Here is a 14,215-nt window from a genome sequence, read left to right as displayed (position 1 = left end):
CCGGGCAAGCTGGCGTTCCTCTGCTCCGGCCAGGGCAGTCAACGCCTGGGCATGGGACGGGAGTTGTATGACACGTTCCCGGTGTTCGCTCGCACCTTGGATGAGGTGATCGAGGAACTGGGCCTGCCCCTGCGGGAGATCATGTGGCCCGCGGAACAGACTGAAGATCACGGCCGTCTGGATCGTACGCAGTTCGCGCAGCCGACGTTGTTCGCGCTGGAGGTGGCTCTGGGGCGGCTGTTGGAGTCGTGGGGTGTGCGGCCGGACTTTGTCGCCGGGCACTCGGTCGGTGAACTGGCGGCTGCGCATCTGGCCGGGGTGTTCTCCCTGCCGGACGCCTGTGCGCTGGTGGCAGCCCGGGCCCGGCTGATGGGTTCGCTGCTTGCGGGTGGTGCCATGGTCGCCGTGCGGGCCACCGAGGACGAAGTCACCGCGGTGCTGTCGGGCCAGGAACACGACCACCAGCTGGTGACCATCGCGGCGGTCAACGGCCCGAACGCGGTGGTCATCTCCGGCGAGGAGAGCGCCGTGACGCAGGCCGCGGCCTGCTTCGAGCACTCTCGGAGGTTACGGGTCTCGCACGCTTTCCACTCGCCGTTGATGGACCCGATGCTGGCGGCTTTCGGTGAGGTGGCCCGGTCGGTCACCTTCCACCCGCCGGTCATCCCGTTGGTCTCGAACCTGACCGGCACCCTCGCCGACCCGAAGGACCTGTGCACACCCGACTACTGGGTACGCCACGTGCGCGAAGCCGTCCGCTTCGGCGACGGCCTGGAAGCCCTGCGCGCCGCAGGAGCAACCACCTTCCTGGAGATCGGCCCCGACGCCACCCTCACCACCCTCGCCGCGCACGCCGACCAGGACGGCGACGCGATCCCCACCCTGCGCAGGGACCGGCCCGAAACCCCCCACCTCCTCCACGCGCTCGGCCACCTCCACACCCGAGGCATCCCCATCGACTGGCCCGCCCTCTTCAAGGACCAGCCCACCAACCACGTAGACCTGCCCACCTACCCCTTCCAGCACAAGCGCTATTGGCTGGCCCCGGCGTCGGACGAAGCTCCAGCGGCTGCCGATCCTGCCGAGATCGGGTTCTGGCAGGCGGTCGAGAGCGCGGATTTCGGCTCCCTCGCGGCGGATCTCGGCATCGAGCCCGCCGATCTGGCACCGGTGCTGCCCGCGCTGTCGTCCTGGCGCCGCCGCAACCGCGATCGGTCCGCTCTGGACCGCCTCCGTTATCGGATCGCCTGGCACCCCGTCCAACTCGGTACGGGAGCCGGCTCGGCAGCCGGTACGGGGATCGGTACGCCAGCCGGCACGCCAAGCGGTACGGCGACCTCATCGGCGCCGGACTCCGCGCGCTCCGGAAGCTCCGGAAGCTGGCTGGTCATAGTGCCGCCCTCACACGGTTCCCATCCGCTGACCTCGGCGATCGTCGACGGGCTCGCCCGGCACGGCGGCGCCCACGTGGTCCCGGTCGTCGCGGAGAGCGCGGAAGGCACGGACGAGGAAGGACTCGTAGCCCAGCTGCGCGAACACTTCGCCACCACCGACGCGACCCCCGCCGGAGTGCTCTCGTTGCTCGCCCTGGACGAGGAGCCGCATCACCGGCAGCCGACGCTCTCGCGCGGCACGGCGGCAACGGTCGCCCTGGTCCAGGCACTGGAGACGCTCGGCGCCACCGCGCGTCTGTGGTGCCTGACCTCCGGTGCCGTCCCTGTCGGCGACGAGGAGATCCGCCCCGCGCAGGCGGTGGTGTGGGGGATGGGGACCGTACTGGGGCTGGACCAACCCGACACCTGGGGCGGCCTGGTCGACGTGCCCGGCACACTGGACGACGCCATGGCCGACCGCCTCGCGGAAGCGCTCCACGGCCACGACGCGTTCCACGGGCACGACGGTCACCCGGTCGAGGACCAGTTGGCACTCCGCCCGTCCGGCACGTTCGCCCGCCGGATGGTACGCGCCCCTCGCACTCCCGACACCGACGGGCAGCCGTGGCAGTCGAGGCAGCCGTGGAAGCCGCACGGAACCGTGCTCGTCACCGGTGGCACGGGCGTCCTCGGAGCCCATGTCGCGCGTTGGCTGGCCCGGAACGGCGCCGATCACCTGCTGCTCACCAGCCGCCGAGGCTCCGATGCGGAAGGCGCCGGTGAACTGGCGGCCGAACTGGCCGAGTTGGGCGCCCGATCCACCATCACCGCCTGTGACATCACCGATCGAGACGCGCTTGCCGCCCTCCTGGACAGCGTGCCGGCGCAGTATCCGCTGACCGCCGTGTTCCATGTCGCGGGAGTCATGCATCAGTCGGCGAGGCTGTCCGGGACGACCCTGGAGGAGTTCGCGGAGATCGGCCGGTCGAAGATCGCCGGTGCCACGCATCTGGACGAACTACTGGCCGAACAGCCGCTGGAAGCCTTCGTCCTCTTCTCCTCGGGCGCCGCCGTCTGGGGCAGCGCCGGACAGTGCGCCTACGCGGGCGCGAACGCCTTCCTCGACGCGCTGGCGCACCGGCGCCGGGCCCGGGGCCTCGCGGCGACCTCCGTCGCCTGGGGTGCCTGGCGGGGCGGCATGGTCGATGAGGAGGCGGCGGCCCAGCTGCGGCGGCTCGGCGCTCCCGCCCTGGACGCCGAACCGGCCCTGGCCCTGCTCGGCCAGGCACTGGAAGACCGGGAATCCCACCTCGTGGCGGGCGACTTCGACTGGCCGCGGTTCGCCGAGACCTACACCTTCGCCCGTCCGCGTCCCCTGATGAGAGCACTGCCGGAGGTGGCCGCCGCGCTCGCGGCTCCCGACCGCCCCGGACCGTCCGACACCGGCCCTGGCAACGGTAATGGCAGCGGCAGCGGCAGCAGCGGTGGCGATCCGGCCCTGATCGCCAGGCTGGCAGCGCTGCCCGAGGCCGACCGGGAGGCGGCGCTGGTCGAGTTGGTGAACGAGCAGGTGGCACAGGTGCTCAACTACGACGACTCCGCAGAGGTCGGGCAGGACCGTGCGTTCAAGGACCTCGGCATGGACTCGATGACCGCGATCGATCTCCGCAACCGGATCGGCGCCACAGTAGGGGTACTGCTGCCCGCGACCGTGGTGTTCGACCACGCCTCCCCGGCCGCGCTCGCCCGGCACCTGCGCAAGGAACTCTTCGACGACGAACCGGGAACCGTCGACAGCGTACTGGCCGACCTCACCCGGCTGGAAGCCACGATGACCGCCCTCCCGCCCGAGGAGATCGCGAGGACCAGGCTGCCCGCCCGGCTCCAGTCACTGATCTCCAGGCTCACCGAGAGCACCGGCGAGACGGACGGCACGGACGGCACCGACACCGCCGCTGTCGCCGACCGTCTCCAGGAGGCGAGCGCCGCCGACGTGCTGGCCTTCATCGACAAGGAACTCGGGGTGGGCTGAGCCCCCGGTCGGCCGGTAGGGGCGGTTAGGGGTAGGCGCGCCTTCGACGCCCGCCGGATTCTTGCCCCTCGCGAGAGTCCGTTGGTATCTGCTCAGTGGGGTGACGGTGGTGGAGGACGAGAAGAAGATTCTCGATTACCTCAAGAAGGTCAGCGCCGAACTGCACCAGACGCGTCAGCGACTGCGGCAGGCGGAGGCTCAGGAGCAGGAGCCGATCGCCATCGTCGCGATGAGCTGCCGTTATCCCGGAGGCATCCGTTCGGCGGACGACCTGTGGCGGCTGGTCGCCGAGGGGAACGACGCGATCGAGCCCTTTCCGTCCGACCGGGGCTGGGACCTCGACGCACTCCTGACCCCGGACCCGGACCGGCCGGGCGCCTCGTACGTGCACGAGGGCGGCTTCGTTTCGGACATCGGTGACTTCGACCCGGGCTTCTTCGGCATATCGCCGCGCGAGGCGCTCACCATGGACCCCCAGCAGCGGCTGATCCTGGAGACCGCCTGGGAGGTCTGCGAACGAGCCGGCATCGACCCCCACTCACTGCGTGGCGGGCCGGTCGGCGTGTTCGTCGGGTCGAGCAACCAGGCCTACGGCGAACTGGTGGCCACCCGGCCCGAGATCGCCGAGGCGCACATGAGCACGAGCAGCGCCGGCGCCGTGATCACCGGGCGGGTCTCCTACACACTGGGGCTCGAAGGCCCGGCCGTGACCGTGGACACCGCCTGCTCCTCCTCGCTCGTCGCCATGCACCTCGCCTGCCAGTCGCTGCGGCGCCAGGAATGCTCGCTCGCGCTGGCCGGGGGAGTGGCACTGCTGGTCAAGCCCGAACCGTTCGTCGCGTTCAGCCGTCAGGGAGGCCTGGCCACCGACGGCCGCTGCAAGCCCTTCTCCGAGAGCGCCGACGGCACCGGCTGGTCCGAGGGCGTCGGTCTGGTGATGCTGGAGCGGCTGTCCGAGGCGCGGCGCAACGGCCACCGGGTACTGGCCGTGATTCGCGGCTCGGCGGTCAACCAGGACGGCGCCTCCAACGGCCTGACCGCCCCCAACGGACCCGCCCAGCAACGCGTGATCCGCCAGGCCCTCATGAACGCCCGCCTCACACCGGCGGACGTCGATGCCGTCGAGGGGCACGGCACCGGCACCACCCTGGGTGACCCGATCGAGGCCCAGGCACTGCTGGCCACGTACGGCCAACGCCCCACGGACCGGCCGTTGTTGCTGGGCTCCCTGAAGTCCAACATCGGTCACACCCAGGCGGCGGCCGGAGTGGCCGGAGTGATCAAGATGGTCATGGCCATGCGCCACGACCTCCTGCCCCGAACCCTGCATGTCACCGAGCCGTCCTCGCATGTGGACTGGTCGGCGGGGGCGGTGGAACTGCTGACAGATGCGCGGCCATGGCGTCCCGAGGGCCGCCCCCGCCGGGCGGGAGTCTCCTCCTTCGGCATGAGCGGCACCAACGTCCACCTCATCCTCGAAGAAGCCCCGGAGGTCGAGGAAGAGGCGCCGACAGCCCCGCCCCACTCCGTGCCGGGCGACAAGGCATCTGCCGAAACACCGCTGCCGCCGTTCCTGGTCTCGGGCAGGAACGAAGAGGCGCTGCGCGGCCAGGCCGCCCAACTGCTGTCCCACCTCGAACAGCGTCCCGACCTGGTCCTGCGCGACCTCGCCCACGCACTGGCCACCACCCGCGCCGCGTTCGATCACCGTGCGGCCATCACCACCACCGACCGTGCCGGCCTGCTGGGCGGACTGGACACGCTTGCCAAGGGGGAGACCGGGGCGAACGTGGCAGCGGGTTCGGTCCGGCCGGGCAAGCTGGCGTTCATTTGCTCCGGCCAGGGCAGTCAACGCCTGGGCATGGGACGGGAGTTGCACCAAACGTTCCCAGTGTTCGCCCGAGCCCTGGACGAGGTGATCGAGGAACTGGGTCTGCCCCTGCGGGAGATCATGTGGCCCGCGGAACAGACTGAAGACCATAGCCATCTGGATGGTACGGAGTTTGCGCAGCCGGCGTTGTTTGCGTTGGAGGTGGCTCTGGGGCGGTTGTTGGAGTCGTGGGGTGTGCGGCCGGACTTCGTGGCTGGGCATTCGGTCGGTGAGTTGGCGGCTGCGTATCTGGCCGGGGTGTTCTCCCTACCGGATGCGTGTGCGTTGGTGGTGGCGCGTGGCCGGTTGATGGGTGCGCTGCCCGCCGGGGGTGCGATGGTCGCGGTGCGGGCCACCGAGGACGAGGTCGCCGCCGTCCTGGCGGACCAGGAGCTCGGTCTGGAGCGGGTGGCGATCGCGGCGGTGAACGGCCCTGATGCGGTGGTCGTCTCCGGCGAGGAGACGGCGGTCGCACGGGTCGCGGCGCGCTTCGAGCGGTCGCGGCGGCTGCGGGTGTCGCATGCATTCCACTCGCCGCTGATGGACCCGATGCTCGCTGCCTTCGCCGAGGTGGCCCGGTCGGTCACGTTCCATCCGCCGGTGATCCCGCTGGTGTCCAACCTGACCGGTGCTCTCGCGGACCCGGAGGAGTTGTGCACGCCCGCCTATTGGGTACGGCACGTACGTGAGGCGGTCCGGTTCGGGGACGGCGTGCAGGCGTTGCGCGACGCGGGAGTCGGCACGTTCCTGGAGATCGGCCCGGACGCCACCCTGACCGCCCTCGTGACCCTGTCCGCGGACGCCGATCAGGACGGGGGCGCGATTCCCGCCCTGCGCCGGGACCGACCCGAAGCTCCCCACCTGCTGAACGCACTCGGCCACCTGCACACCCGAGGCGTCCCCATCGACTGGCCCGCACTCTTCAAGGACCGGCCCACCCCTCGCCCCGTGGACCTGCCCACGTATGCCTTCCAGCGACAGCGTTACTGGATGGACGGTGTGACTCCCGCCGGAGACGCCGCGTCGATCGGCCTGGGGCCCGTCGACCACCCGCTGTTGAGCGCCGCTGTTGCCCTTGCCGACTCCGGGGGTGTGGTGTTCACAGGGCGGCTTTCCATACGTACGCATCCGTGGCTGGCCGATCACGCGGTGATGGGCACTGTGCTGCTTCCCGGTACCGGCTTCGTGGAGTTGGCGATCCGGGCGGGGGACGAGGTGGGTTGCCCGGTCGTCGACGAGCTGACCATCGAGGCCCCGCTTGTCTTCTCGCAGCGTGATGCTGTCGTGATTCAGGTGGTCGTGGGTGCGCCCGAGGGGTCGGGCGCGCGCTCGGTGGCGGTGTACTCGCGTGGTGAGAACGTCCCTGATGAGCCGTGGCTGCGGCACGCCGGCGGTGTCGTCGTACCGGCAGGGGAGGAGACCCCCGAGCCGACGATCTCGGATCTGGTGGTCTGGCCTCCGGAGCGGGCGACCGCCCTGCCGGTGGACGGGCTCTACGAGCGGCTGGTCGAGCAGGGATTCGCGTACGGTCCTTCGTTCCAGGGCCTGCGCGCGGCCTGGCGGCGCGGCACGGACCTGTTCGCGGAGATCGTGCTGCCGACCGAGGCGCAGACCGACGCCGCCGGGTTCGGTGTGCACCCCGCGCTGCTGGACGCCGCCCTGCAGACCCGGTTCCTGGACTCGGGTGACGCGGACGACGACAAGGGCATGGGGGAGACCTCGATCCCGTTCGCCTGGAGCCGCGTCTCCCTGCTGGCGACGGGTTCCTCCGCGGTGCGGGTGAAGGTCTCGCCGTACGGCGACGGACTGCGCATGTCGGTGGCCGACACCACCGGCGCCCCCGTGCTCACGGTCGACTCGCTGATCGCCCGGCCCGTCTCGGTGGAACAGCTCAGCGGGTTCCGGGGCACCGGCGGCGGGGAGTCCCTGTACCGGGTGAACTGGACACCGGCTCCCCTCGACACGGCGGGCATGGGAGCGGCCCCGGCGGACACGGGTGCGGCCCCGGCATCCGCCGGAACAGTCCCGGTGGACGTCGGAACAGTCCCGGCGGCCTCCGAGGGCTTCACCGTGCTGCACAGCCCCCGCAACCTGGAGGGCCCCGTCCCGGAGCAGGTCCGCTCGGCGACTCACCACGTCCTGGCGGCACTTCAGCAGTGGCAGGGACCCGGGCGCCTGGTCGTGGTGACGCACGGAGCGGTCTCTGTCGCGGACGGCGAGGCGAACTCCGCTACGGACGGCGAGGCGAATTCCGCTACCGACGGCGAGGCGGTCACCGATCTCCCGGGCGCGGCGGTCTGGGGTCTGGTGCGGTCGGCCCAGGCGGAGACTCCCGACCGGTACGTGCTGATCGACGTGGACGACGACCCGGCCTCCGAGGCGGCCGTCGCCGCCGCCGTCGCCTCGGGCGAGCCACAGCTCGCGCTGCGCGCCGGGGCGGGTCTCGTTCCCCGGCTGGAGGCCATCGCGGCACCGGCCGCCGAGAAAGCCCCCGCCCCCTCGTGGCCCGCCGCCGGAACCGTGCTGATCACGGGCGGCACCGGCGGCCTGGGCAGCGTCGTGGCCCGGCACCTGGTGGCCGAGCACGGCGTACGCCACCTGCTGCTGGTCAGCCGCGCGGGCCTGGCCGCCGACGGCGCCGCCGACCTCGTATCGGAACTGTCCGCAGCGGGAGCGGGCACCTCGGTGCGCGTCGAGGCGTGCGATGTCGCCGACCGTGACGCACTGGCCGCGCTCCTCACCACCATCGACCCCGAACACCCGCTGACAGGCGTCGTCCACACCGCCGGTGTCGCCGACAACGGCGTCGTCGACGCCCTGTCCCCGGAGCAGTTGGACTACGTGCTGCGGCCCAAGGTGGACGGCGCCTGGAACCTGCACGAGCTGACCCGCGACATGCCTCTGACCTCGTTCGTACTGTTCTCCTCGTCGGCCAGCCTGGTGAACGGCCCCGGACAGGGCAACTACGCGGCGGCCAACCTCTTCCTCAACGCCCTCGCCGAGCTCCGCTGCGCACAGGGCCTGCCCGCCCGGACCGTGGCCTGGGGTCTGTGGGGCGAGGGGCAGGGCATGAGGCGGCAGCTCAGCACGGCCGACGTGGCGCGCGTCAACCGCTGGGGCATGCTCGAACTCACCGTCGCCGAAGGACTCCGGCTGTTCGACGCGGCCGTCGCGGCGGCCGTGCCCGTGCCTCTGGCGATCCACCTCGACACCGCGGCGATCCGGGCCCGCACCGACGGCATCCCGCACATCCTGCGGGGTCTGGTCCGCCCGCCACTCCGTCGAGCGGCTCGCAGCGAACGGGCGGTGGCCGACACCCCGGCGCTGGCCGCCCAGTTGGCCGGGCTGTCCGACGCCGACCGGGAGCGGACCGTTCTCGACCTGGTCCGCACCCATGTGGCGGCCGTCCTGGGCCACGCGGCGGCCGACGCCATCGAGGCAGAACGCGCCTTCCAGGAGCTGGGGTTCGACTCCCTGACCGCCGTCGAGTTGCGCAACCGCCTTCAGACCGCGACGGGCCTGCGGGTGCCTGCCACCGTTGTCTTCGACCATCCGAGCTCGCGTGCCCTGACCGACTTCCTGCTCGCCGAGGCATCCGGTACCGACATGTTCGTGGCGGCCCCAATGGTCGCGTCCACCGAGGCGGACGACGACCTGATCGCCGTCATCGGCATCGCCTGTCGTTACCCCGGCGGTGTCACCAGCCCCGAGGGCCTGTGGCAGTTGGTCGCCGACGGCGTCGACGGCATCACCTCCGATCCCCCCACCAACCGGGGCTGGAACCTCGACCGACTGCTCGACCCCGAACTCAGCCGTCCTGAGACCACTTACGTCCTCGACGGTGGATACGTCTACGAAGCAGCGGAGTTCGACCCGGAGTTCTTCGGTATCTCCCCGCGTGAGGCGCTGCGGCTGGACCCGCAGTTCCGGATGCTGCTGGAGGCGTCCTGGGAGGCGTTCGAACGTGCCGGCATCGACCCGGGGACACTCAAGGGCAGCCCGACGGGCGTGTACGCGGGCCTGATGCACCACGACTATGTCGCCAGCGCAGTCCAGGGCAGTGTCATCTCGGGCCGCGTCTCCTACACCCTGGGCCTCGAAGGGCCCTCGGTCACGGTGGACACGGCATGCTCGTCATCGCTGGTCGCGATCCATTTCGCCAGTCAGGCACTGCGCCGGGGCGAATGCTCGCTCGCCCTGGCCGGTGGCGTGTCCGTGATGTCCACGCCCGACATGTTCACCGAGTTCAGCCGCCAGGGCGCGCTGTCTCGCGACGGCCGCTGCAAGGCGTTCTCGGCTTCGGCCGACGGCACCAGCTGGGGCGAGGGCGTCGGCGTCCTCGCCCTGGAGCGGTTGTCCGAGGCGCGGCGCAACGGCCACCGGGTCTTGGCCGTCATTCGTGGTTCGGCGGTCAACCAGGACGGCGCCTCCAACGGCTTCACCGCTCCGAATGGTCCTTCTCAGCAGCGGGTGATTCGGCAGGCGTTGGCGAGTGCGGGCCTTTCTGCGGCGGATGTGGATGCGGTGGAGGCGCATGGCACGGGTACGGCGTTGGGTGATCCGATCGAGGCGCAGGCGTTGTTGGCCACGTATGGGCAGGAGCGGTCCGGGGAGCGGCCGTTGTGGCTGGGGTCGTTGAAGTCGAACATCGGGCATACGCAGGCGGCGGCCGGGGTGGCCGGAGTGATCAAGATGGTCATGGCCATGCACCACGACCTCCTGCCCCGGACGCTGCACGTCACCGAACCGTCCACGCATGTGGACTGGTCGGCGGGGGCGGTAGAACTGCTCACGCAGGCCCAGTCCTGGCAGCGCAACGGTCATCCCCGCCGGGCGGGTGTCTCCTCGTTCGGTATCAGCGGCACCAACGCCCACCTGATCCTGGAGGAAGCCCCTCAAGCCGAGCATCCTGAGCAGAGCGAGCAGACCGCCGCCCCGGTTCTGCCGGTGGTGCCGTGGCTGCTGTCGGCCCGTACCGCACCGGCACTGCGGGAACAGGCCGCACAACTGGCCGCCCACATCACCGAGCAGGACCCGAACCCGGTGGACGTCGGGTACTCGCTGGCTACCACCCGCGCCGGGCTGGAGTACCGGGCAGTGGTAGTCGGTGCCGAGATGACCGAGCTGTTGGACGGGCTAGCCAAGGTCGCCGAGGGCGAAGCGGGGGCGAACGCGGTCACGGGCGTGGCCCGCCCGGGCAAGCTGGCGTTCCTCTGCTCCGGCCAGGGCAGCCAACGCCTGGGCATGGGCAGGGAGTTGTATGACACGTTCCCGGTGTTCGCCCGCGCCTTGGATGAGGTGACCGGGGAACTGGGCCTGCCCCTGCGGGAGATCATGTGGCCGGAGGAAGAGCCGGAAGGCCACGGCCGTCTGGACGGTACGGAGTTCGCGCAGCCGGCGTTGTTTGCGTTGGAGGTGGCTCTGGGGCGGTTGCTGGAGTCGTGGGGTGTACGGCCGGACTTCGTTGCTGGGCACTCCGTCGGTGAACTGGCCGCCGCGCATCTGGCCGGGGTGTTCTCCCTGCCGGATGCCTGTGCGTTGGTAGCAGCCCGCGGTCGGCTGATGGGTGCGCTGCCTGCGGGTGGTGCGATGGTTGCGGTGCGGGCCACCGAAGACGAGGTCGCGGCGGTTCTTGAGGGTCTGGAGCGGGTGGCGATCGCTGCGGTGAATGGCCCCGATGCGGTGGTCATCTCCGGCGAGGAGGCGGTGGTCGCACAGGCTGCGGCCCGCTTCGAGCACACACGGCGGTTGCGGGTCTCACACGCCTTCCACTCCCCACTCATGGAGCCGATGCTGGCTGCCTTCCGCGAGGTCGCTGCAAAGGTCACCTTCCACCCGCCGGTCATCCCCCTGGTCTCCAACCTCACCGGCACCCTCGCCGACCCGAAGGAGCTCTGCACGCCGGACTACTGGGTACGCCATGTACGCGAAGCCGTCCGCTTCGGCGACGGCATGCAGGCGTTGCGTGACGCGGGAGTCGGCACGTTTCTGGAGATCGGCCCCGACGCCACCCTGACCGCCCTGGCCGACCAGGACGGGGACACGGTTTCCGCCCTGCGCCGCGACCGGCCCGAGACGGCCCAACTCCTGCGGGCCCTCGGCGACTTGCACACCCGAGGCGTGCCCATCACCTGGCCCGCCCTCTTCAAAGACCAGCCCACCCACCCCATAGACCTGCCCACCTACCCCTTCCAGCACAAGCACTACTGGATGCATGCCACGCAGGACACGGTGGATGTGCAGCAGGCAGGACTGGAGACCGCCGAACACCCGCTACTGAGCGCTGCTGTTGCTCTCGCCGACTCCGAGGGTGTGGTGTTCACAGGGCGGATTTCCACACGTACGCATCCTTGGCTGGCCGATCACGAGGTGATGGGCACTGCGCTGTTCCCTGGCACCGGCTTCGTGGAGTTGGCGATCCGGGCAGGGGACGAGGTGGGTTGCCCGGTTCTCGACGAGCTGACCATCGAGGCCCCGCTCGTTTTCTCGGAGCATGATGCTGTCGTGATTCAGTTGGTCGTGGGTGCGCCCGAGGGCTCGGGTGCCCGCTCGGTGGCGGTGTACTCGCGCGGTGAGAACGTCCCTGATGAGCCGTGGCTCCGGCACGCCGGCGGTGTGGTCATGCCGGTGGAGCAGAAGGCCACTGAACCGACAACCTCTGGCATGGAGGCATGGCCGCCGGAGCGGGCGGCTGTGGTGTCGTTGGAGGGCTTCTACGAGCGGCTGGTCGAGCAAGGCCTTACCTACGGTCCGGTGTTCCAGGGGGTGCGTGCGGTCTGGCAGCGCGGGGATGAGGTGTTCGCCGAGGTCGAACTCCCCGCCCAGGCCATCGAGCAGGCGACGGGCTTCGGGCTGCATCCGGCGCTGTTCGACGCCGCCCTGCACGCCCTGGCCGGCACCGGCCAAGACGACCACGGCGACGACGACGGTGGGCAGGAGCCGGGCGCGCATCTGCCGTTCGCCTGGCAGGGCGTGAGGCTCCACGCTTCCGGAGCCACCGCGCTGCGGGTCCACCTCCAACCCACCGGACCGGCCACCACCGCCATCCACCTCGCCGACGTCCACGGGACCCCCGTCGCCACGGTGACCTCCCTCACCACCCGCCCCGCCCCCCACACGACCAGCCACACCAGCCGTCCGGTCCGCCAGTCCCTCTTCCACCTGGACTGGACACCCGTCCCAGCCCCAATCGGCCAAGACGGCGCGGCTGCCGGGCTGGAGGCTCTGCGCATCCACCAGGTCACGAACCAGGCGGCCGATGGCCCGGCTGCTGCTCTGCGGCAGACACTGTCAGACGCTCTTGAAGCCCTGCAGTCCCCGGTCACGGAACCGGACACCGGACCCGGCTCCACGCCACTCATCGTCCTCACCCAGCACGCCGTGTCCGTCACCGACACGGACCCGCCCGTCGACGTGGCTGCGGCGGCGGTATGGGGTCTGGTCCGCTCCGCCCAGGCCGAGACACCCGGCCACCACCTCCTCATCGACACCGACAACCACCCCACCTCCCACACAGCACTGCCCAGCGCTGCCGCCTACGCCCTGGCCACCGGCGAACACCAACTCGCCCTCCGCGCCGGACACATACACATCCCCCGCCTCACACGTACTGCGGCCCAGACCACCGAACGTCCCACGCCGTGGGGTCCGGCGGGCACGGTGCTGGTCACGGGTGGCACCGGCGGCCTTGGCGCGTTGGTTGCCCGGCATCTGGTCACCGGGCACGGGGTACGGCATCTGCTGCTGACCAGCCGCCGCGGCATCGCCGCCCCCGGCGCCACCGAACTGGTAGCGGAACTGTCCGAACTCGGCGCCACCGTCCACATCGAAGCGTGCGACGTTGCCGACCACGACGCACTGGCTGCCCTCCTCGCGGGCATCGACCCGGAACATCCCCTCACCGGTGTGGTGCACACGGCTGGGGTTCTGGACGACGGAATGCTGCCGTCCCTGACCACCGACCGGCTGGACACCGTCCTGCGTCCCAAAGCCGACGCCGCCTGGCACCTGCACGAACTCACCCAGGACATGAACTTGACGGCCTTCGTCCTGTTCTCCTCCATCGCCGGGATCTTCGGCGGTGCGGGCCAGGCCAACTACGCGGCAGCCAACACCTACCTCGACGCCCTCGCCGACCACCGTCACAGCCTCGGACTACCGGCACAGTCACTCGCTTGGGGCCCCTGGGATCAGGCGGAGGGCATGGCGGGCCGGCTGACCGGCCAGGACCGTGCCCGGCTGGCCCGCTCCGGCATCCAGCCCCTCACCGACCAAGAAGGCCTCACCCTGTTCGACACGGTCCTGGCCTGCGGCAAAACCCTCGCAGTCCCCGTCCGTTTGGACCTGACCGCTCTACACACCCGGCGCGACGAGATTCCCACTGTCCTGTACGGACTGATCAAGCCCGCTACACAGACCACCACCCACGTTCACGGCTCCGCATTGGCGCGCCGACTGCAGGGTCTGGATGCGGAGCAGCAACTGTCGCGCGTGGCAGATCTGGTGGGTGTTCAGGTGGCGGCGGTGCTGGGCTTCGGCCCGGAAACGGTGATCGAACCAGGCCGGGCATTCAACGAGATGGGCTTCGACTCGCTGACCGCCGTCGAGTTCCGCAACGCTCTGATGACTGCTACTGGTCTGCGCCTGCCTTCCACTCTGGTCTTCGACTACCCCACCGTCACCACGCTTGCCCACCACCTCCTCACCCACCTCCACACCACCCCAGCCGACAACAACACCGCAGTACCGGTGCGGGCATCCGATACGGACGAGCCGATGGCGATCGTGGGAATGGCATGCCGCTACCCGGGCGGCATCGGCAGTCCCGAAGACCTCTGGCAGCTGGTCGCAGACGGCGCCGACGGGGTCGCCCCGTTCCCCACCGACCGGGGCTGGAACCTCCGGCGGCTCTACGACCCCACATCCACACGCCCCGACACC

Annotated in this window: 2 protein-coding genes; both read left to right on the top strand. The window is 70.6% G+C overall.

Annotated features, from left to right (window positions below):
* Positions 1–9 precede the first annotated feature (9 nt).
* A complete protein-coding gene (locus AOK17_RS42465) occupies positions 10–3,405 on the top strand; it encodes an SDR family NAD(P)-dependent oxidoreductase (RefSeq protein WP_281198677.1) in 3,396 nt (1,131 codons plus the stop codon).
* Positions 3,406–3,514: 109 nt separating this feature from the next.
* Positions 3,515–14,215, top strand: a 10,701-nt coding sequence (locus tag AOK17_RS42460; protein WP_425424686.1) for a type I polyketide synthase, incomplete at its 3' end; no start/stop codon positions are given.

This window comes from Streptomyces phaeochromogenes, from assembly GCF_001418655.1.
In the GTDB taxonomy this organism is placed as follows: Bacteria; Actinomycetota; Actinomycetes; order Streptomycetales; family Streptomycetaceae; genus Streptomyces; species Streptomyces phaeochromogenes.
This window is presented reverse-complemented; position numbering and strand designations above follow the sequence as displayed.